Origin of the sequence: Marinobacter sp. (assembly GCF_033722735.1) — a bacterium.
In the GTDB taxonomy this organism is placed as follows: domain Bacteria; phylum Pseudomonadota; class Gammaproteobacteria; order Pseudomonadales; family Oleiphilaceae; genus Marinobacter.
The window spans coordinates 16854-37735 of record NZ_JAWVYN010000029.1 but is presented as its reverse complement, the minus strand read 5'-3'; the positions used below and the strand labels follow the sequence as shown (position 1 = coordinate 37735).

Annotated in this window: 20 protein-coding genes and 1 tRNA gene; 4 read left to right on the top strand and 17 right to left on the bottom strand. The window is 63.1% G+C overall.

Translation table 11 applies throughout. The features are described from left to right. From R3175_RS16400 to rpsU, 4 genes are all read right to left on the bottom strand, one after another. Positions 1–77: transfer RNA gene (locus tag R3175_RS16400), tRNA-Ile, on the bottom strand. Between the two features lie 78 nt (positions 78–155). Then, on the bottom strand, positions 156–1994 hold the full coding sequence (rpoD, locus tag R3175_RS16395) for an RNA polymerase sigma factor RpoD (protein WP_318945409.1): 1839 nt from the start codon (positions 1992–1994) through the stop codon (positions 156–158). 118 nt (positions 1995–2112) lie between these two features. Further along, entirely contained in the window at positions 2113–3870 is a 1758-nt protein-coding gene (gene dnaG, locus R3175_RS16390; RefSeq protein WP_318945408.1) for a DNA primase, read from the bottom strand. A 143-nt stretch (positions 3871–4013) separates the two neighbouring features. After that, a complete protein-coding gene (gene rpsU, locus R3175_RS16385; RefSeq protein WP_007153483.1) occupies positions 4014–4229 on the bottom strand; it encodes a 30S ribosomal protein S21 in 216 nt (71 codons plus the stop codon). Between the two features lie 297 nt (positions 4230–4526). On the opposite strand from rpsU, the gene tsaD reads away from it, so the two are divergent. Beyond that, a complete protein-coding gene (gene tsaD, locus R3175_RS16380) occupies positions 4527–5582 on the top strand; it encodes a tRNA (adenosine(37)-N6)-threonylcarbamoyltransferase complex transferase subunit TsaD (protein ID WP_318945407.1) in 1056 nt (351 codons plus the stop codon). 12 nt (positions 5583–5594) lie between these two features. Here tsaD and plsY read toward each other — a convergent pair whose 3' ends face one another. After that, positions 5595–6188, bottom strand: coding sequence for a glycerol-3-phosphate 1-O-acyltransferase PlsY (gene plsY / locus R3175_RS16375; RefSeq protein WP_318945406.1), 594 nt, complete (start codon positions 6186–6188; stop codon positions 5595–5597). A gap of 179 nt (positions 6189–6367) precedes the next feature. On the opposite strand from plsY, the gene folB reads away from it, so the two are divergent. Together folB and folK (R3175_RS16365) are read left to right on the top strand one after the other, a co-directional pair. Beyond that, the gene (gene folB, locus R3175_RS16370; RefSeq protein WP_318945405.1) at positions 6368–6727 is read left to right on the top strand and encodes a dihydroneopterin aldolase; all 360 of its coding nucleotides are present in this window, start codon (positions 6368–6370) and stop codon (positions 6725–6727) included. Beyond that, positions 6724–7257: a 2-amino-4-hydroxy-6-hydroxymethyldihydropteridine diphosphokinase gene (gene folK / locus R3175_RS16365; RefSeq protein WP_318945404.1), complete on the top strand. Its 534-nt coding sequence runs from the start codon at positions 6724–6726 to the stop codon at positions 7255–7257. The genes folB and folK (R3175_RS16365) overlap by 4 nt, the downstream gene beginning before the upstream one ends. On the opposite strand, the gene pgi is transcribed toward folK (R3175_RS16365), so the two are convergent. The 10 genes from pgi to dksA all read right to left on the bottom strand — a co-directional run bounded on the left by pgi (position 7251) and on the right by dksA (position 19193). Then, positions 7251–8918, bottom strand: coding sequence for a glucose-6-phosphate isomerase (gene pgi / locus R3175_RS16360; RefSeq protein ID WP_318945403.1), 1668 nt, complete (start codon positions 8916–8918; stop codon positions 7251–7253). The two genes, folK (R3175_RS16365) and pgi, sit on opposite strands and share 7 nt — an antisense overlap. 26 nt (positions 8919–8944) lie before the next feature. After that, positions 8945–9796 (bottom strand): pantoate--beta-alanine ligase, encoded by an 852-nt coding sequence (gene panC / locus R3175_RS16355; protein ID WP_318945402.1) that lies wholly within the window; start codon positions 9794–9796, stop codon positions 8945–8947. Continuing rightward, positions 9793–10587, bottom strand: coding sequence for a 3-methyl-2-oxobutanoate hydroxymethyltransferase (panB, locus tag R3175_RS16350; RefSeq protein WP_318945401.1), 795 nt, complete (start codon positions 10585–10587; stop codon positions 9793–9795). The genes panC and panB overlap by 4 nt, the downstream gene beginning before the upstream one ends. A gap of 110 nt (positions 10588–10697) precedes the next feature. Continuing rightward, a complete protein-coding gene (gene folK, locus R3175_RS16345; protein ID WP_318945400.1) occupies positions 10698–11210 on the bottom strand; it encodes a 2-amino-4-hydroxy-6-hydroxymethyldihydropteridine diphosphokinase in 513 nt (170 codons plus the stop codon). Then, complete coding sequence (pcnB, locus tag R3175_RS16340) at positions 11207–12568, bottom strand: polynucleotide adenylyltransferase PcnB (protein WP_318945399.1); 1362 nt, start codon at positions 12566–12568, stop codon at positions 11207–11209. Before pcnB ends, folK (R3175_RS16345) begins: the two co-directional genes overlap by 4 nt. A 637-nt stretch (positions 12569–13205) precedes the next feature. After that, a complete protein-coding gene (locus R3175_RS16335; RefSeq protein ID WP_318945398.1) occupies positions 13206–14600 on the bottom strand; it encodes a sigma-54 dependent transcriptional regulator in 1395 nt (464 codons plus the stop codon). Between the two features lies 1 nt (position 14601). Next, on the bottom strand, positions 14602–17571 hold the full coding sequence (locus R3175_RS16330; protein WP_318945397.1) for an ATP-binding protein: 2970 nt from the start codon (positions 17569–17571) through the stop codon (positions 14602–14604). Further along, positions 17561–17737 carry a hypothetical protein gene (locus tag R3175_RS16325; RefSeq protein ID WP_318945396.1) on the bottom strand — a complete coding sequence of 59 codons (177 nt, stop codon included), beginning with the start codon at positions 17735–17737 and terminating at the stop codon, positions 17561–17563. The genes R3175_RS16330 and R3175_RS16325 overlap by 11 nt, the downstream gene beginning before the upstream one ends. 76 nt (positions 17738–17813) lie before the next feature. Then, a complete protein-coding gene (gene gluQRS, locus R3175_RS16320; RefSeq protein WP_318945395.1) occupies positions 17814–18704 on the bottom strand; it encodes a tRNA glutamyl-Q(34) synthetase GluQRS in 891 nt (296 codons plus the stop codon). A gap of 48 nt (positions 18705–18752) precedes the next feature. After that, complete coding sequence (gene dksA, locus R3175_RS16315) at positions 18753–19193, bottom strand: RNA polymerase-binding protein DksA (protein ID WP_318945394.1); 441 nt, start codon at positions 19191–19193, stop codon at positions 18753–18755. Between the two features lie 239 nt (positions 19194–19432). Here dksA and sfsA point away from each other — a divergent pair, with 239 nt between their 5' ends. Beyond that, positions 19433–20161, top strand: coding sequence for a DNA/RNA nuclease SfsA (gene sfsA, locus R3175_RS16310; RefSeq protein ID WP_318945393.1), 729 nt, complete (start codon positions 19433–19435; stop codon positions 20159–20161). On the opposite strand, the gene R3175_RS16305 is transcribed toward sfsA, so the two are convergent. Beyond that, a complete protein-coding gene (locus R3175_RS16305; RefSeq protein ID WP_318945392.1) occupies positions 20145–20486 on the bottom strand; it encodes a Rieske (2Fe-2S) protein in 342 nt (113 codons plus the stop codon). The two genes, sfsA and R3175_RS16305, sit on opposite strands and share 17 nt — an antisense overlap. Next, complete coding sequence (locus R3175_RS16300; RefSeq protein WP_318945391.1) at positions 20483–20839, bottom strand: pentapeptide repeat-containing protein; 357 nt, start codon at positions 20837–20839, stop codon at positions 20483–20485. The genes R3175_RS16305 and R3175_RS16300 overlap by 4 nt, the downstream gene beginning before the upstream one ends. Positions 20840–20882: the final 43 nt, after the last annotated feature.

The following is a 20882-nucleotide window of genomic DNA, read 5'->3' as shown; positions in this document are numbered from 1 at the left end:
TGGTGGGCCCAGCTGGACTCGAACCAGCGACCAAGGGATTATGAGTCCCCTGCTCTAACCAACTGAGCTATAGGCCCTTTTCGGATGCACTGTGGAAAGCGGGAAGCGGGCGCCATTATACCGGTGCGGTCAGGCGCCCGCTACTGTTGTTGCGCTTAACCGTTGCCCTGGTCGTCAATGAAGCCGCGCAGGTGGTCGGAGCGGGAAGGGTGGCGCAGTTTGCGCAGGGCCTTGGCTTCAATCTGGCGGATGCGCTCACGGGTGACGTCGAACTGCTTGCCGACTTCCTCCAGGGTGTGGTCGGTGTTCATCTCGATGCCAAAGCGCATTCGCAGTACCTTGGATTCCCGCGCGGTGAGGCCCGCGAGCACGGAGCGGGTGGCTTCGCGCAGGCCTTCGGCGGTGGCGGAATCCACGGGCGACAGGGCCTGGATGTCCTCGATGAAATCCCCCAGATGGGAGTCTTCGTCGTCGCCGATCGGGGTCTCCATGGAGATGGGTTCCTTGGCGATCTTCAGCACCTTGCGGATCTTGTCTTCCGGCATTTCCATGCGCTCGCCCAGCTCTTCCGGGGTGGGCTCGCGGCCCATCTCCTGGAGCATTTGACGGGAGATCCGGTTGAGCTTGTTGATGGTCTCGATCATGTGTACCGGAATCCGGATGGTCCGGGCCTGGTCCGCGATGGAGCGGGTGATGGCTTGCCGGATCCACCAGGTGGCGTAGGTGGAGAACTTGTAGCCGCGACGATACTCGAACTTGTCCACCGCCTTCATCAGGCCGATGTTGCCTTCCTGAATCAGGTCCAGGAACTGGAGGCCCCGGTTGGTGTACTTCTTGGCGATGGAAATCACCAGACGCAGGTTGGCTTCCACCATTTCCTTCTTGGCGCGCCGGGCCTTGGCCTCGCCGATGGAGACGCGGCGGTTGATCTCCTTAATGTCCGGGATGTCCAGATCCACCTCGGCCTGGATGTTGGCGATGCGCTTCTGCAGGCGCACGATTTCGTCCTGGCGCTCGGCCAGGGCGGCGGCGTAAGGCTTGCTGCTCTTGGCCAGATCTTCCGCCCACTCCAGGTTGGTCTCGTTGCCCGGGAACCACTTGATGAAGTCCTTGCGCGGCATGCGGCACTCGCGCACGCAGATCTGCATGATGGCCCGTTCGTTCTCGCGCACCATTTCATTGGTGGAGCGGACAACGTTCACCAGTTCATCGAAGGCCTTGTTGGCCAGCTTGAAGGGGGCGAACACTTCGCCCAGCGCGTTCAGGGCGTCCTGGGTGGACTTGTCAGCCCGGCCCTTCTCGCTCAGCAACGCCTCGGCGGCGTCGAGCCTTTCCTTCAGCAGTTCGAAGCGCAGACGGGTCTCTTCCGGATCTGGGCCGTTATCGCTGTCTTCATCGCTGGAGTCGTCGTCATCGTCACTGCCGGGTTCCGAGCTGGACTCGACGCTGGTGTCCTCGCCCATGAACGGCTCGGCGTCGTCCGGGTCGAGGAAGCCGGTGACGATGTCGCTGATACGGCCTTCGTTCTCGATGATGCGCTGGTAAGCCTGGAGCACCGTGCCGGCGGTGCCGGGGAAGTGGGCGACGGCAGCCATGACGTCGCGGATGCCTTCCTCGATGCGCTTGGCGATGACGATCTCGCCCTCGCGGGTCAGCAGCTCGACCGTGCCCATTTCCCGCATGTACATGCGGACCGGGTCGGTGGTGCGGCCGGCATCGGTCTCTACCGCTGCCAGGGCGGCGGCGGCTTCGGCAGCGGCGGCTTCGTCGGCGGTGGAATCGCCGTCGGTCATGAGCAGGGTGTCAGCGTCGGGAGCTTCCTCGCAGACCTGGATGCCCATGTCGTTAATCATGCGGATAATGTCTTCGACCTGGTCCGGGTCGGCAATGTCTTCCGGGAGGTGATCGTTTACCTCAGCGTAAGTCAGGTAACCTTGTTCCTTGCCTCGGGCAATGAGGTCTTTCAAACGTGATTTTTGCGAATTGCCTGACATAGACACCCTGTGAACTCGCTCTAAGAGGAAAAAAGTTAAACAGCCATTATAGCTGTCGCGCAGTTGCTCTGCCACCGGTTGGTTAGATGGTGATCAACTTGTTAAGTTTCAAGTACCGCTATTGGTCCTGCGTCTGCTGAGCCAGTTTTTTCAGCTCCTGGCGCTCCTCGGCAGTGAGGTCGGCCAGGCTGCGTTTCTGGGTCAGCAGGGCGGTCAGCCGCTGTTTGCGGGCCGCCTCCTGGTTCGGATGGAGCATTTCCCGGGCCGATTCCAGGGTGCGGTCCCTGGAGGGCACGTGTTCAATGCCGTCGAACAGCCGGTAAAACCGGCTTCGTGCGCTGTCATTCAGCGCCAGCCGGCTGATCAGCTGCTTTTGGCTGCCAAGCCGGTTGTTGAGAAGCCACTCGGCAAACTCCCGTGCCTGTTGGAGCTGGCGATCGGTTCGGCACAGCTCGAGAATGTCGGCGGCCAGGTCCGGCGCCTCCACCAGCGCCAGGCACAGCACGCTGTCTTTGCTGAGGCGGACGTCAATCCGCTCTTCCTGGACCCGCTGGCGTTGATCGCCGAAACGGCCGGGTTTGAATTTTCCTGATCCCGGCTGTTGTCGGTTTTGTCCCTGCCAGTCCCGGCGACCGCCGCACAGCCGCAGCATTTCATGCCACATGGCGTCCCGCAGGGTGCTCTTGGGCATCCGGTTCAGCAGCGGCTCGACTCGCGCCCGCAGCTCCCCCCGGTGTTCCGGCACCGCAAGGTCCAGGCCGGCCTGCTGTCGGTCAAACAGGTAGCGCGACAGCGGGGTTGCGCCGTCGATCCGTTGCCCGAAGGCGGTCGGGCCTTCCTTGCGCACCAGAGTATCCGGGTCCTCGCCGTCCGGCAGCATCAGGAACTGCAGGTGCAGGCCGTCGGCCAGCAGTTCCAGGGCGTTTTCCATGGCCCGGTCGGCGGCCCGGTAGCCCGCCGCGTCGCCATCGAAGCAGAAAACCAGGTGCCGGGCCTGCTTGAGCAGGGCGCTGAGGCTGTCCTGGTTGGTGGCCGTGCCGAGCGTGGCAACCGCGTAGGGGATGCCGTGCTGCGCCAGCGCGATGACATCCATGTAGCCCTCCACCACCAGTAGGCGGTCGAGTTGGCGGACGGCCTGTTTGGCTTCGTACAGGCCGTAGATCTCCCGGCTCTTGTGGAAGACATCCGACTCCGGGGAGTTGATGTACTTCGCCTTGTCATCGCCCAGCGTGCGGCCGCCGAACGCGACGGTGCGGCCGCGGCTGTTCCGGATCGGAAACATGATCCGGTGGCGGAACAGGTCCCTGGGCCGGCCATACCGGTTCGAGACCGTGCCGGTTTCCAGCAGGGGACCTTGCAGGTCCGGGCTCGCCGCGTCGAACAGGGCGGTGCCGGTACCCGGGGCATAGCCGAGCTGGTAACGCTCGATCACCGCGTCGTCCAGGCCCCGCTGCTGCAGGTAATCCCGGGCGAACTGACCCTGCGCGCTTTGCAGGGCGCTCCGATAGAGCTGGTTGGCAAAATCGAGAGCGTCTGTCAGGGTGCGGGCCTGCTGGATCTCCTGTCGCGCGCTCTGATCGTAGGGGACCTCCAGGCCAACCCGTTTGGCCAGTTCCTCGACGGCGTCGGTAAACCCCAAGCCGTCATATTCCCGCACAAAACTGATGGCGTCCCCGTGGGCGCCGCAACCAAAGCAGTGGTAAAAGCCCTTGTCGGGACGAACGTTGAACGACGGTGTTTTTTCGTCGTGAAAGGGGCAGCGGGCCTTGTAATTGCTGCCGGCCTTCTTGAGCGTGATCCTCGATCCAATCAGTTCGGCCAGATCAATCCGGTCGAGCAGGTCTTCAACGAAGCGCTGGGGGATCAAGCCGCTCATGGGGTCTCCGGTTGCGCGGGTAAAAATCTTGCCACAGCCAAAAATGCCGCCGAAGCCAGGCCTCGGCGGCATTGTTGTGGTGGCCGCATTCGCGGGGAACGCGGCAACTCAAGGCTTGCAGTCAAGCGAGCCGAAAGTACCGATCAGTACAGACGCTCGAACTTGCGCTGTTCCCGCTGCAGCTTCTTGAGATGACGCTTGACGGCTGCGGCAGCTTTGCGCTTGCGAACGGCGGTCGGCTTCTCGTAGTGCTCACGACGACGCACTTCCGACAGGACACCCGCTTTTTCGCAGGAACGCTTGAAGCGACGCAGGGCTACGTCAAACGGCTCATTCTCTTTCACTTTAACAGCTGGCATTCGAAAATCACCTACCTAATAGATTCGGTTTCAGTTTTGGAAGCAGTGCAGACAGGTCTACTTGTACCCGTTAGCGGTACACAGCGACTCGGTGCTCGCCAGCCTTGTGCTGCACGGCTTCAATTATAACGCCTGGTGAAATTGGACAAAACTCAACCAGTGCGAAATTAAGGGGCGGCAATAATAGCGCTTAGCGCCGGTGCTGGTCAATGCCTGGTTAGGAATTGTGCCGGCGGGTGCGGCAAATCTGGTAAACTCCAGCCTCGATCTTGCCACCCATTCAAGAGAGTCCTGACTATGCTGGTGCTAGGCATTGAAACCTCCTGTGATGAAACCGGTGTCGCCCTGTATGACAGCGAAGACGGCCTGTTGGCCCACGCGCTGTTCAGTCAGGTGGAGATGCATGCCGACTATGGCGGCGTGGTGCCTGAACTGGCGTCGCGGGATCACGTCCGCAAGCTGTTGCCGCTGTGCGACCAGGTCCTGCAGGAGGCCGGCAGGCAGCGCCGTGACTTGGAGGGCGTGGTGTACACCGCCGGTCCCGGCCTGGTGGGCGCGTTGATGGTGGGCGGCTCGGTGGCCCACGCGCTGGGCTTTGCGCTGGGGGTGCCGGTGCTCGGAGTGCATCATATGGAAGGGCACCTGTTGGCACCAATGCTGGAAGACAAGCCGCCGGCGTTCCCCTTCGTGGCGCTGCTGGTCTCCGGTGGCCACACCCAGCTGGTGGAGGTGGACGGCATCGGCCAGTATCAGTTGTTGGGTGAGTCGGTGGACGATGCCGCCGGTGAGGCGTTCGACAAGGCCGCCAAGATGTTGGGGCTGGATTACCCGGGCGGTCCCCGGGTGTCGGCCCTGGCGGAGAAGGGGCGGGACGGCGTCTACCGTTTTCCACGTCCGATGACCGACCGGCCCGGCCTGGAGTTCAGTTTCAGCGGGCTCAAGACCTATACCCTCAATACCATCACCGAGGCCGAGCAGGCCGGTACCCTGGATGACCAGGTGCGGGCCGACATTGCCCGGGCTTTCGAGGCGGCGGTGGTCGATACCCTGGTGATCAAGTGCCGTCGGGCGCTGGAGCAGACGGGGTGTAAGCGCCTGGTCGTGGCCGGCGGCGTCAGTGCCAATCGGCGTCTGCGCGAAGCCCTCGAGGCCAAGGTGGGCAAGTTGGGCGGCAGCGTCTATTACGCGCGTCCGGAATTTTGCACCGACAATGGTGCCATGATCGCCTACGCGGGGTGTCAGCGATTGCTGGCCGGACAGCGGGACGGTGAGCGCATAGTGGCAGTACCGCGCTGGCCCATGGATACCCTGCCGCCCCTGACGGCATCCCGCACCCAGGGCCTGGCGGACTAGCTTGGCGAGCCCCTAGAACTTGGATTCCCGGCCCTGGGCCAGGCGTATCAGGTTGTTGCGATGACGCACGATGATCAGCAGCGCCAGCAGCCCGAACAGGGGCAGGGTATCGGGTTCCAGGACGGCGGCGATCAGCGGTCCGCAGCCCAGCGCGATGATCGACGCCAGGGCGGAAATGCGCCAGCGCCACATCACCAGTCCCCAGATGGTGCTGATGATCACGGTGGTGAGGGGAGCCAGGGCCAGTCCGCCACCGAGCGCGGTGGCAACGCCCTTGCCACCCTGGAAGCGAAAGAACACCGGAATCATGTGGCCGGTCACCGCACACAGCGCCACCATGGCCTGGGAAAATACCGACAGCCCCGCCAGACCGGCTAACCAGACCGGAAACCAGCCCTTTAACCCGTCCAGCAGCAGGGTGGCCAAGGCCGGCGGCCAGCCTCCGGTACGGTAAACGTTGGTGGCGCCGGGGTTGCCTGAGCCCTGGGCACGGGGGTCGGGCAGGCGCCACAGTCGACACACCATCAGTGCAAACAGGACCGAGCCGGCCAGGTAGGCCAGCAGGCAAAGCAGCATGGTGAGCACAGGCTCGTTCAGCAGGGGCATGGGCAAAGACGTGGGCCTGACTTTTATGCGAAAATCCCACCGCATTCGCGGTAAGGGCGAATGCCCTACAGTATAGGCGGCGCAGCAGTCATTCAATTAGCGAACGGTCGCAAATCCTGGGGAGCGGTTTGCCCGGTCCCTGAGTCGGAAGTGTGTATGCAATCAGAGGTGGTTCGAAGGTGACAGATTCGGTGTTGATCGAGGGCCTGGCCGTTGAAACCGTAATCGGTGTCTACGATTGGGAGCGGGAAGTGGCCCAGCGCCTGTTGGTCGATCTGGAGCTGGCCTGGGACAACTCGGTGCCGGCGGCCCAGGATGACGTCACCCAGGCGCTGGATTACGCCGCGGTCAGCGACCGGGTCGGTCGCTATCTCAAGGAGCGCCAGCCGCAATTGCTGGAGACCGCCGCCGAGGGACTGGCTGCCTGTCTGCAGCAGGAGTTCGGGGTGGCTTGGTTGCAGTTGACCATCCGCAAGCCGGGCGCGGTACCCCAGGCGCGGTCGGTAGGGGTTCGAATCGAGCGGGGGCAGCGTCCGTGAGTCAGCCGGTTCAGGTGTACATCAGCATAGGCAGTAACATCGACCGCGAGCATTACGTCTCGGCCGCCCTGGATGCGCTGGCGGAGCGCTTCGGCGAGCTGGCCGTCTCCTCGGTGTACGAGAGTGAGGCTGTCGGTTTTGACGGCGCCCCCTTCCTCAACCTGGTGGTGGGCATTCGCACGGCCATGCCGGTGGCAGAGTTGTCCCGGCTGTTCAAGCGGCTCGAAGAAGAGAATGGACGGCGGCGGAACGTGGCCCGGTTCAGCCCCCGAACCCTCGACCTGGATATCCTCACCTACGGGGACAGTGCCGGCAGCATTGCCGGGGTCGAACTGCCACGGGGGGAGATCCTGAAGAACGCGTTTGTACTGCAACCGCTGGCGGAAATTGCGCCGGATGACGTTCATCCGGTGTCCGGCCTGAGCTACGGTGCACTCTGGCGGGCCTACCGGAGCGACCAGAAGCTCTGGGTGGTGCCCTTCCGCTGGCGCGGGCAGGTGATCTCGCCCCGCCCCGACAGCGTTCAGTGACCGTTATTGTGCTGATTGCGGAATAGCCGGATCAGTCCCTCGGTCGAGCTGTCCGATGCCTGGCCGCCGGTGGTGTTGCCCAGCAGGCGTTGCAGGATGTCCTCGCCGAGCTGTTTGCCCAGCTCCACCCCCCACTGATCGAACGAATCCACGTCCCACACCAGGCCCTGAACGTAGGTCTTGTGCTCGTACAGGGCAATCAGCGCGCCCACGGTTCTCGGGTTTGCCCGCTCGAACATCAGGGTGTTGCTGGGCTTGTTGCCGGGAATCACCTTGTGGCGGGCCAGGCGCTCCACTTCGGCCGGTGGCAGACCCTGAGCTTTCAGCTCGGTGCGTGCCTCGGCTTCGGTCTTGCCTAGCATCAACGCCTGGGTCTGGCTGAGGCAGTTGGCAAACAGAATGGCGTGGTGGTTGGCCACGGGGTTGTGGGTGTGCAGCGGGATGATGAAATCCGCCGGCGACAGGCAGGTGCCCTGGTGCAGCAACTGATGGTAGGCGTGTTGTCCGTTGGCCCCGGCGCCGCCCCAGATAATCGGGCCGGTCTGGTAGTCCACCGGATCGCCGGAATGGGTCACGCACTTGCCGTTGCTTTCCATGTCGAGTTGCTGCAGGTGGGCCGGCAGCCCGCGCAGGTAGTGGTCGTAGGGCAGGATGGCGTGGGCATCGGCGCCCCAGAAGTTGTTGTACCAGATGCCCAGCAGCGCCAGGATTACTGGCAGGTTCTGCTCCAGCGGTGCCTGGCGGAAATGGCAATCCATGGCGTAGGCGCCGGCCAGCAGGGCGCGGAAGTTCTCCATGCCAATGGTCAGTGCGGTAGGCAGGCCGATGGCGGACCACAGCGAATAGCGGCCGCCCACCCAGTCCCACATGGGGAAGATGTTTTCCTCGGCGATGCCGAAGTCGATGGCGGCCTGGGGTTTGGCGGTGACCGCCACAAAGTGCTTGCCAATCTGTGCCTCACTGCCGCCATTGTGGAGGAACCATTCCCGGGCCACCTTGGTGTTTTCCAGGGTTTCCTGGGTGCGGAAGGACTTGGACTGGATCAGGAACAGGGTGGTTTCCGGGTTGATGTGGCGCAGCACCTCGGTGATGTGGCTGCCATCGATGTTGGCCACGTAGTGGCAGTTGAGCCGACCGTGCCAGTAGGGTTTAAGGGCGGCGGAGACCAGTTTGGGGCCGAGGAAGGAGCCGCCAATGCCAATGCTCACCACGTCGGTGAACGGCTTGTTGGAGAAGCCGCGCCACTGGGTGCTGCGTACCCGCCAGACGAACTCTTCCATGCGGGCCAGGGTGTCCTTGACCTCCGGCATGATATCCCGGCCATCCACCCGGATGGCGTCGCCGGACTGGTTGCGCAGCGCCACGTGCAGGGCCGGGCGCTGTTCGGTGGTGTTGATCCGCTCGCCCCGGAACATGGCCTCAATGCCTTCGGGCACCCGGCAGCGCCGAGCCAGGGCCATCAGCAGGTCCATCGTCTCCTGGGTGATCCGGTTCTTGGAATAATCGAGGGACAGGCCGGCGGCCTCGGTGAAGAAGCGTTGAAAGCGCTCCGGGTCCTGGTTGAACAGCTCCCGCATGTGGGTGTGCTGCAGGCTGGCCTGGTGTTCCTCCAGGGCCTGCCACTCATCCAGCAGGGTGAGGCGCTTGCCGGCGTGTGCCATAACGGATTCCTTTCGTAGACGACGGGCTATCGTTGGACGGAGATGTTGTCAATCAGTCGCGTGGTGCCCAGGAAGGCGGCCGCCAGAACCGTCAGGTCGCGATCCGACGGTTGCGCCGGCTGCAGGGTGAGGCTGTTGACCACATTGACGTATTCGGGGCGGAAGCCGGCCTCTTGCAGTTGCGCCGCCGCCTCCTGCTCTAGTTTACCGATCTCGGCGGGGTTGTTCCCTTGCAGTTCACTGGCCACGCTTCGCAAAACCTTATAAAGGGTGCTGGCCTTGTGCCGCTCTTCGGTGGACAGGTAGCCGTTACGGGAGCTCAGAGCCAGGCCGTCGGCATCCCGCACCGTTGGCGCGCCAATCACTTCCACCGGCAGCCGCAGGTCCTGGGTTAGCTTGCGAATCACCGCCAGCTGCTGGAAATCCTTCTCACCGAACACTGCGACGTCCGGCTGGACCATGTTGAACAGCATGGTGACCACGGTGGCCACGCCCTCGAAGTGGCCCGGCCGGCCGGCACCGCAGTGCCCCTCACTCACCCCGGGAACCACCACCTGGGTCTGCTGGGCCAGGCCCTGCGGGTAAATTTCGCTGACCGGTGGGGCGAACACCAGGGTGTTGCCTGCCTGCTCCAGGCGCTCCTGGTCGGCCTGGAGGGTCCTCGGGTACTTGTCCAGATCCTCGTGGGCGCCAAACTGCATGGGGTTGACGAAGATGCTGGTCACCACCACGTCGGCGGCCTCCAGCGCCCGGCTCACCAGGGAAATGTGGCCATCGTGGAGGTTGCCCATGGTGGGCACCAGGGCGATGCGTTTACCCTGCGCCCGATAGTTCTGCAGGATGGTCCGGAGTTCTTTCAGTTTGTGTACGGTTCTCATGCCTGGAAGGTGTGCTCCTCACCGGGGAATTCGCGTTGCCGGACGGCCTTGACGTAGGCCTCCAGGGCCTCCTGGATCGAGCCGGCATCCGCCAGGAAATTCTTGACGAAACGTGGCCGGCGGCCGGGCGTGATGCCCAGCATGTCATGGACCACCAGCACCTGGCCATCGGTATCCGCTCCGGCGCCAATGCCGATAACCGGGGCCTTCACCGCCTGGGTGATGCGCGCGGCCAGGGCGGCGGGGACGCATTCGAGCAGGATCGCGTCGGCGCCGGCCTTTTCGAGTTGGCAGGCGTGCTCAATCATCAGCTCGGCCTGTTGCTCACCCCGGCCCTGGACCTTGTAGCCGCCGAACTTGTTGACGAACTGGGGGGTCAGGCCCAGGTGGGCGCAAACCGGAATGCCGCGCTCGCTGAGGGCGGTGATGGTTTCGGCCATCCAGTCGGTCCCCTCGAGTTTGACCATATGGGCGCCGGCGCGCATCAGTTCCGCCGCGTTGTCGAGCGCCGCTTCGGTGGTGCCATAGGACATGAACGGCATGTCGGCCATGATCAGGGCGCCCTGGTTGCCCTTGGCGACGGCGCGGACATGATAGGTCATGTCGTCCATGGTAACCGGCAGAGTGCTGTCATTGCCCTGCAGCACCATGCCCAGTGAGTCGCCGATCAGGATCACATCGACACCGGCTTCGCTGACAATCTGGGCGAACGTGGCGTCGTAGGAAGTCAGGACGGCAAACGCCTCGCCCTTCTGCTTGTAGTCACGCAGGGTGTTAATGGTAACAGCCATAGAATCCTTGCCTTCTTCGTGGATGGATCAGGACGGGGCCGGAAGACTGCCGGCATGATCAGACGATAAGGGTAATCTTGGTCCGGGCATGAGGCAAGGCCGTCCGGGCGCTAGTCGGCCTGGGGTGGCGTTGCCGGCTGTGGGTCCAGGCGCTGGAGTCGGTTGTCCGGGCACAGCGGGCGGAGGTCCGCCAGTGCTCGCCCGTCCGGTAATGTCAGCGCCGGGTCCAGATCCAGCAGCGGTTGCAGCACGAAATCCCGGTTGACCAGCTCCGGGTGGGGCACCCGAAGGCGGTCGCAAGTGATGGTTTCCTTGCCGTAGAGCAGCAGGTCCAGGTCCAGGGTGCGTGGCCCCCAGTGTTCAATCCGCTGCCGTCCCTGGCTCTGTTCGATGGCCTGCAGCTGGTCGAGTAACGCCAGGGCGGGCAGTCGGGTCTCCAGGGCTACCGCACCATTGATGAAATCCGGCTGGTCCTGGGGGCCCACTGGCGCACTGCGGTAAAAGGGGGATTGGGCCACCAGTTGGCTTTGGGGCAGGGTGGCCAGGGCGGTGACGGCGGCTGCCAGCTGTTGCAGGGGGTTGGCCAGGTTGCTGCCCAGCCCCACATAGGCGCGGACGGTCATGAGCTCCGGTTCCGGTTGCCGCCCCGACGCCGCCGGCGTCGCGGCTTGGGGCCGCCGCTGGAGAGCTCGCTGAGCATGCGTTCCCGGCCCCGTTCATCGGCGGCCTGGAACTCGGTCCACCACTGGCCCAGGCCGGGCTCGATCTCGCCGGCGGTTTCCCGGACCAGCAGGAAATCGTAGGCGGCACGGAATCGCGGGTGTTCCATGGTGGTCAGGGCGCGCTTGCCCTGGCGCCGTGGCAGCCGCATCTGCATTTCCCAGATCTCCTTCATCGGTCCGGAGAATCGCTTGGGAATGGAGGTGGCCTGTATCTGGCGACCGATCACCTTGGCCGCCGCCTGATGCAGTGCCGGCTGTACCGGCTCTCCCTGGTCCTGACGGCGGCGCCATTCCTGCTGCAGAGCCGGCCAGAGCATGGCGGCAAACAGGAAGTAGGGGGTAACCGACTTGCCCTGACGAATGCGGGCGTCGGTATTGCGCAGGGCCTGGCGGATCAGTTCGTCCGAGTGGCCGTCTTCGATGGCCCGGACAGTCTGCGGGAACAGGGGTTCGAGCAAATTGTAGCGGGTCAGCAGTTGGTAGGTGGACTCCCCGTGCCCGGCGGAAAACAGCTTGAGCACCTCGTCAAACAGGCGGGCGGGAGGAATGTGGTTCAGCAGCGACGCCAGTTCGGTGATCGGTGCTTCGGTGCCTGCCTCAATGGTGAAGTCGAGTTTGGCGGCAAAGCGGATTGCCCGCAGCATCCGCACCGGATCTTCCCGGTAGCGGGTTTCCGGATCGCCGATCAGCCGCAGCTGGCGGTTGTTCAGGTCTTCGATGCCGCCGGCGAAGTCGATCACCGTGAAATCGCGAATGCAGTAATACAGGGCGTTGATGGTGAAGTCCCGTCGCAGGGCATCTTCTTCCTGGTTGCCGTAGACGTTATCCCGCAGCAGCAGGCCGTGTTCGTTGGTCTTGCGGTGGTCATCGCCGTTGTCGTCGCTGTCCTGGGCATTGCCGCGGAAGGTGGTGACCTCGATCACCTCGCGGCCAAACAGGACGTGGACAATGCGGAAGCGGCGGCCGATCAGCCGGGAATTGCGGAACAGGTCGTGCACCTCTTCCGGGGTGGCATTGGTGGCGACGTCGAAGTCCTTCGGCTTACCGCCCAACAGGATGTCGCGGACGCCACCGCCCACCAGGTAGGCCTCGAAACCGGCCTTGTTCAGGCGGTGCAGTACCTTCTTGGCGGGGTCGCTGATCATCGAGCGGGAGACGTTGTGCTGTTCCCGGGGAATTTCCCTGCGTTCCAGGCGGCGAGGGTTTTTGGTGCCGTTTCCGAACAGGCGGGACACGTTCTGTTTGAGTTTAGTCAGCATTGAAATCCGTAATGCGCTTAGCGAAAACGAGAGTTTACCGGTTTGGGCGAGATTTGCCCACGGGGGGAGGCGTGGATGGTGGAGATAATTAAAAGGCGGAGCCGCTTTCGCGACCCCGCCCTAGAAGCAATGACGATCTGCATTTGTTCTTGTTGTTGCCGGGCTTCTTTTTTGTGTTCTTGCCCCTTGCATGCCCCAAGTCCGGGGCCAGTCAAGGCAAACGGAACGCTTTGAATACACAGAGCGGACAGTAACTTAATGCGAGATTTGAGCAGATATAGCGGCGTCTGGAGGACGTTTCTTCTCTACACCTACAACTCACACAAGCCATGGGTCCACTAAAAAGCACAGTACCCAAAACACTCAGTTCGCTTACGTTCTGTTCTTGTTTTTGTTACCGAACGTTCCCTGCAGCTTTTTGTTTTTGTTTTGGCGCTGCGTCATCACAATTGTTTTTGTTGTTGTGCGCCCTATAGGGTGCAGTGCGCGTGCCAGTTTTTCAAAATCCTTTATTAACAGAAGGTTAAATAAATGAAACTTTGGGAGAGGGTGGATTATTAGACTAAAGTGTTACTCGCAGCGGGTTTTTTATACCTAGTGGTGTTTCGTGAGGTAACACCGGGTAACACTGTGGGTATCAACTCGACTTCTTGCGAGGTATGCCCAGCCGCTGACGCCGTTCCCACAGCGATTTGCGGCTGATTCCCAGTTTTTGGGCCAGTTCCGTTTCGCTCATACGATCTTGATTTTCAAGCACAAAATGCTGGAAATAGTCCTCAAGGGATAGGTCGTTGTTGCTGTCGACGTCCTGGGTCTTGGTGGGTTCGTTGTCCCCCTCCACCAGGCTCTGGGGGATATTGACGTCATCGCCTTCCTCTTCCAGGTCGAGCAGCGCCGGGGTAATCAGGTCGCCCTCGCACAGGATGCAAGCCCGCTCGATGGCATTCTCCAGCTCGCGAACGTTACCGGGCCAGCGATGCCGCTGCAGCGCCCGCATCGCCTCGGGGCTCAGGTTCAGCGACGGCTTACCCATTTTTTCGCCCTGGCGCCTGAGGAACTTGCGGGCCAGGCCGAGGATGTCGCCCTGGCGGTCCCGCAGCGGCGGGATGCGGATCTGCATTACGTTGAGTCGGTAATAAAGGTCTTCCCGGAACTCGCCGGTGCGGGTCATCGCTTTCAGGTTGCGGTGGGTGGCGGCAATCATCCGTACATCCACCTTGCGGCTCTGGGTGGAGCCGACCTTGCGGATCTCGCCTTCCTGCAGGACCCTGAGCAATCGCGCCTGGGCTTCGGGCGGGAGTTCGCCGATCTCGTCGAGGAACAGGCTGCCGCCATCGGCGGCTTCGATCAGGCCGGTACGAGCCGACACCGCTCCGGTAAACGAGCCTTTTTCGTGGCCGAACAGCTCCGATTCGATCAGGCTCTCGGGGATGGCGGCGCAGTTCACGGAGATCAGTGGACGGGCGGCGCGGGGGCTGAGCAGGTGCAGGGCCCGGGCCGCCAGTTCCTTACCGGTACCGGATTCGCCATGGACCAGCACCGTGGTTTCGGTGGGGGCCACCTTGCGGATCAGGTGAAAGACTTGTTTCATGGCCTCGCACTCGCCGTACATGATGCTGGACGGATCGGCGGAACTGCCGGTGTCCTCATCGGCCGGCGCCGCCGGCTCGTCGCGGTCCGTGGCGTGCTGTTTCAGGATGGTGTCCACCGCGGCCAGCATCTCGTCGTGGTCGAAGGGCTTGGCAATATACTCCACGGCGCCGAGTTTCATGGAATCCACCGCCGATCGCAGGCTGGCGTAGCTGGTCATGATCAGCACCGGCGTATTCGGTGCGCGGTTGATCAACTCGGTGCCCGGGGCGCCCGGCAGCCGCAAATCCGAAATGATCAGGTCGAACTGCTGCAAGTCGTTCTCCCGCTCCGCCTGGTCTACGGAGTCGGCGTCGGACACGTCGTAGCCGGCATGCTGGAGCAGTTTGCGCAGCGCCGACCGGATGATCTCTTCGTCTTCAACAATCAGAATGCGGGGCATATCAGTTTAGAGACCTTTCGTTCTGGCTGAATGGGCGTTCTTCGCCGTCACCCTCGTACGCCGGCAACCGGAGCCGGACGCAGGTGCCGCGCTCCGTCTCCGGGCTGGCGGGGCTTTCAACTTGGATGTTGCCGTAGTGTTCTTCCACGATGCTGTAGACCAGGGACAGGCCCAACCCGGTGCCCTGGTTGGGCCCCTTGGTGGTGTAAAACGGCTCGAATATGTGGTCCAGCTGATCCGCGGGGATGCCGGAGCCCTCATCGGTGATCTCGATAATAGCGGAGTACCCTTCACGGTTTCCACTGATGCGGATGAGCCCTCCTTCCGGGGAGGCGTCCCGGGCATTGGCCAGCAGGTTGACGAACACCTGCACCAGGCGTTGCTCGTCCCCCAGCACCATTAGGTCTTCCGGGCACTGGTTCTGGTAGCAGATGCCCCGGCCTTTGTCGCTCAGTGACAGCAGGTTGATGGACTCGTCCACGCAGCGCCGGATCTGGGCCGGCTCATAGCGGTTGGCCTGGGCGTGGTTGCCGGTACGGGCAAAGTTCATCAGCGACTGCAGGATGGTGGAGATGCGCCGGGTCTGCTGCTGAATCTGATCGGCGGTGTGCAGGATGTCCGGATCGTCGGTTTCCAGCTTGAGGTTCTGGGCCAGCGAGGAAATGCCGGTGACCGGATTGCCCACCTCGTGGGCCACGCCGGCGGCCAGCCGGCCCACCGACGCCAGCCGTTCGCTGTGCATCAGTTCATCCTCCAGCAGGCGGGTTTCGGTCTGGTCTTCCACCAGGATGATGCTGCCGCCTTCGGGATGGTCCGGGCCGCTCAGGGCCGCCTTGTGCAGGTTCAGCCAGTGGGGCCGGCCACGCAGGTCGAGCCGGTGCTTGTAGCGGTGCAGGTCCGGCCCGGTGACAAAATCGTCCAGCAGGGTGTACCAGTAATCCGGCAGCGCCAGCAGTCGGCCGCCCACCACATCGTCCGCGGCGATGCCGGTAAGTTCGGCCATGGCGTGGTTCCACATCAGAATCTCGCCGTCATCGCCCACCGAACAGGCGGGGATGGGGAGGTTCTGCAGGGTCTGGCGGTAATGGCGGCGCAGGTTGTCGAGTTCCGCGGCGAGCCCGGTCAGCTGGCTCTGATAGTTGCCCAGGGCCCGTTCCATGTAGTGGATGTCCTGCGCGGTGTCGTCCCCGGCCAGGGGCTTGAAGCTCAGGTGGCGTTTGACGATGTCCCGCGCCACGGTGGGCCCCATCAGCCCCGACAAGTTCACTTCGATCTGGTCCCGCAGCCGCCGCAGCTGGTAGGGGCGGTACTCCGAGGCGGGCAGCTTGAGCTGGCTGAGCGCCCGCTCCACCTCACGCTGCGCCACTTCCCCGCCCAGCGGCGCCGATAATTGCTCGACGAACTCGCCCGAGGAGGTGGCCAACAGTTCCCGGCGCTGGGGGCGGGACAGCGCGCCCCAGGAGCAGGCCTGGGCGGCACTGATTTCATCGGCGCTGGGTTTGCTGAGCAGCGACACCAGGGCGAAGACGGTGACGTTCAGGGTGAGGCTGAGGAAGACAAAGATGTGCCAGTTCTGCTGGTCGGGAATCAGTGGCGCCTCGAGCGTTGCCAGCGGGTTGGCAACCTGTGAGAACGGCAGCACCAAGGTGACGACCCACACCGCAACGCCGGTGATTAGCCCGGCATTGAGTCCGCGGCGGTTGCCTTCGGGCCAGTAGATGACGCCCAACGCCCCGGGTAACAGCTGCAATACGCCGGACAGCGCCAGTACCCCGAGGATGATCAGATCCAGATCTGCCCCCAGGGTGTCGTGGAACAGCAGCGCGGCGAGGATGATGACGGCAATCAGTACGCGTTTAATCCAACGTAGCCAGCGATAGATGTCCCCCCGGTCCTGGGGCGTGTGCAGCGGCAGCACCACATGGTTGAGCAGCATGCCCGCCAGTGCCAGGGTGCTGACAATCATCAGCCCACTGGCCGCACTCAGCCCCGCCACGTACATCAGCAGCACCAGCGCGGGACTGTCCAGGGCTTGGCTGACGCCGATGACCAGGTAGCTGGCTGGGGTCTCGGTACCCAGTTCCATGCCGCCCCAGAAGATGATGGGCACCGGCAGCGCCAGCAGCAGCAGGTAAAGTGGCAGGCCCCAGCTGGCACTGGACAGGGCGCGAGCACTCGGATTCTCGCTGAAAATCATATGGTACATGTGGGGCAGTACCAGGGCGCCGGCAAAGGACATCAGCATCAGGGCACGCCAGCTGCCATCGTTGATGCTCAGCTCCATGGAGCTGGAGCGGGCCTTGTGGGCAGTTAACCAATGTTCCAGCCCGTCCATGCCGCCGAACACGGTGAACAGCACCACGCCACCGAGCACCAGCATGGCGCTGAGTTTGACGAAAGAGTCGAAGGCGATTGCCACCACCAGGCCGCGATGGCTTTCCGAGCCCTGGTCCCGCTGCGCACCGAACAGCACCGCAAACAGCACCACAATCAGACTGAACAGAAAGCTGGTCAGGTGTGGCGAGGCGTCCGGCGCCAGCAGGTTGGCAGAATCGGTGACTGCCTTGATCTGCATGCTCAGCAGGGACAGCGTGGCAATGCCCGAACACAGGGTGGCCAGGGTGCCGGCGAGCTGGCTGCGGTAGCGGAAGGCGAACAGGTCCGCCAGGGAGCTCAACTGGTAGGAGCGGACGATGCGTAGCACCGGATTGAGCAGCACCGGGGCGAGCAGGAACGCACCGCTGATCCCCAGGTAGTAGGCCAGGAAGCCATAACCGGTTTGGTCGGCCACCACCAGGGCGCCGTAAACCGCCCAGATGCCGGCGAACACGCCAAGACTCAGTATGTAGATGAGCGGGTGCTGAACCCAGGCGCGGGGCACCACGCCCCGCTCGGTCAGGTGGGCGACTCCGAACAGCAGAAGGAGATAGAGGAAGCTGTAGGTCAGCAGTGCAGGCAGGCTAAAACTCATTGGGATTACGCCGCCACTCAAGCCAGAACCCGATACCAATCAGCGCTGCCCAGAGCACGTAGGGCGTGTACCAGGCGTTGCCGGGGGCAATCCACCAATCCAGGATGTTGGGGGAGAAAATGTAGATTGCCAATACCAGCAGGAAGACCAAGCGGTATATGTACATCGACTAAGCGGTTCCTGAACGAAAACGTGTCTGAGTTTATAACACGAGAATCCGAGCACTGTCAGTGCCAGGGGCACTAGCGCAGGTCGTCCTCGCGATGAGGCGCGCGCGGGATGCGCTCCCGGCGCCAATGCTCGCAACCCCACGCGAGAATGTCATCCGGGTTGCTCCACTGCAGCTGTTTCGGTGGCTGCTGGCCGAGGGTCCGCAGGGCCCGGAACAGGTTGTGGCCGGCGTGGGCGTTGTCCAGGGCCAGGGCGTGGGTCTGTTTGCTGAGTTTCTGGCCCTGGTCGTTGAGGATCACCGGGATATGGAGCCAGCGGGGGTAGTGCGCCGAGAACGCCCGGAAGATCTGCTGCTGTTGGCCGGTGGTCTCCAGCAGGTCCGAGCCCCGCACGATGTGGGTGATGCCCTGGTCGATATCGTCCAGCACCACCGCCAGTTGGTAGGCGAAGAATCCCTCCTTGCGCAGGATGACCGGGTCATCGATCCCCGCCTGAACGTGCAGGGCGCGAGGGCCGAGCAGTTGGTCGTCCCAGTGCGCCAGATCGTCCTGCAGGGCGAAGCGCACCGCCCGCGGCCCGTCCTGATCGGTGCTGCGTCGCTCCCGGCACACCGGGGTGTGGTGGCCACCCAGGGCTTGCAGCTCCTTGCGTGAGCAGGGGCAATGGTAGGCGTGCCCCTGGCTAATCAGCCGGTCAATCGCGGCCCGGTAGGCGTCCGCCCGCTGTGACTGAAAGCGGATGGGCTCGTCCGAATACAGGTGGTGGGCCTCCAGGCAGGTCAGTATGTCATCGGTGGCGGTGCGGGATTCCCGCAGCGGGTCCAGGTCTTCGATGCGTACCAGCCAGGTGCCCTGGTGTCGCCGGGCTTCCAGGTAACTGGCGAGGGCGGTGACCAGGGAACCGAAATGCAGGGGGCCGGTGGGCGACGGCGCAAAGCGGCCGCGATAGCTGGGGAGCGACATAGGTCAGGCGGGCGCCAGTGTCGCCGGCGCCCGGAATCCGGTGGCTGGTCAGATGCCGGTTTGGCGTTCGCGGATCTCGGCCAGCGTCTTGCAGTCGATGCACAGGGTGGCGGTCGGCCGGGCTTCCAGTCGACGGATGCCGATCTCGACGCCGCACTGGTCACAGAAACCGTAGTCGTCCTTATCGATGCGGTCGATGGTCTGGTCAATCTTCTTGATCAGCTTACGTTCGCGATCACGGGTACGCAGTTCCAGGCTGAACTCCTCTTCCTGAGTGGCTCGGTCGCTGGGGTCTGCGTAGTTCGCCGCATCTTCCTGCATGTGGTGCATGGTGCGGTCCACCTCTTCCATCAGCTCCTGCTTCCACTTGAGCAGCAGGTTGCGGAAGTGCTCGAGCATGTCGGCGCTCATGTACTCTTCACCCTTCTTCATTTCATAGGGGGTGAAGTTGGTAAAGTTCTCACGTGGTTTTTCAGCAGTGTTTGCCATGTAAACCGGCCTCTTTTTTGTACTTCACAATGACACTCCGGTTTCCGTTGCCCGGATTGTCAATCCTGAAACGGGAATCTGCGGAAAATAGCAGATAAGCATCTGAGGCGCCAGCTTTGCAATGCCCCTCAACGCGTTGGCGATAGCCCGCGGCTCCCGTATCATACAGGCCATTCATAGCCCTTCTGTCCCAGGGAGTTTCCTTAATACCACTCCCAGGGTCCATTTCGGAGAATAGCATGCATTTTCCTTCGCCGTTGATTGAGGGCCGGTTGATCAAGCGGTACAAGCGGTTCCTGGCGGATGTCGAGTTGTCGGACGGCACCGTGGTCACCGCCCATTGCCCGAATACCGGCTCCATGCTTGGTTGCCAGCCTGATCATGCCCGGGTTTGGTTAACGGCCAGTGACAATCCCAAGCGTAAGCTGCGGTATACCTGGGAGCTGGTGGAAACGGCGCCGGGACAACTGGCCTGCATCAATACCGGGCGGCCCAATGGCCAGGCCCGCGCGGCCATTGAGCAGGGCCTGGTGCCCGAGCTGGCTGGCTACCCTGTGTGCCGATCGGAAGTGAAGTACGGTGAGGAAAACAGCCGCATCGACCTGCACCTGTCCGGCCACGACGCCGCCCCGGCGGCCTGGGTGGAGGTGAAGAACGTCACCCTGTGTGAAGACGGTCAGGGCTATTTTCCGGATGCGGTGACCACCCGTGGCCAGAAACATCTTCGGGAGCTGATGGCCCAGGCGGCTAACGGAGAGCGGGCGGTGCTGTTCTTCTGCGTCAACCACACCGGCATCACCTCGGTGCGTGCGGCCAGCCACATCGATCCCGCCTACAGCGCCCTGCTGTGTGACGCCGTGGCCCAGGGCGTGGAAGTCCTGGCCTATCAGGCCGAGTTGGCCGACCAGGGCGAGGCCAGCGGTCGTCTGTCCCTGGTGCGGCCGCTACCGGTCAAGCTGGAACCCTGACCAGAAGCTCTCCGTCCTGTTCCCGGGTTTCCAGGGGGGTGAGAGCCTCTCCCTGGCAGGGTCCGGCAATGCACTGGCCCCGGTCGATGGTGAACAGGGCGCCATGGGTGGCGCATTGGATGAAGCAGCGGTCCACATCGAGAAATCGCCCGGGCATCCAGTTCAGCCCGATGCCCAGGTGAGGGCAACGGTTGACGAAGGCGGAGATGTGCCCCTTGTGGGCGAGGATGAAGCCGGGGGTCTCGTTGACGGTGAACTCGATGGCTTGGTGCTCCGCCAGCGCCTCCCGGCGGCAGACGGTCTGCCATTGCTCGGAAGTGCTCATTTGCCGGTGTTGTACCTCATGCGGGTGCCGTGGTTGAGCGACATGACAATCTCATCGGCGTGCAATTCAATGGGGAAGTAGCAGCCGGAAATCTTAGCGCCGGCGATGCTGGCACCTTCGAGCCGACTGGCGCTGAAGTCAATGCCGCGGAGGTCGGTACCTCGAAAATAGGCGTGGCTGAAGTCCAGGCCCGAGGCATCCAGCCCCCGCAGGTCCAGCCCGCGGAAGTCGCAGTGGTCGAAGCTGGGCAGCTCGCTGGCCTCGGCCTTGGCGCGGTTAAAGGCCTCGATGTTTTCACTGCGGAGTATCTGGTACAGCGGGTCATCGATCTGGCGGATCAATTCTGTATCCATGGTGCGCTCCGTGTCTGGCTCTGCGGGACCCCCGCCATCGAGG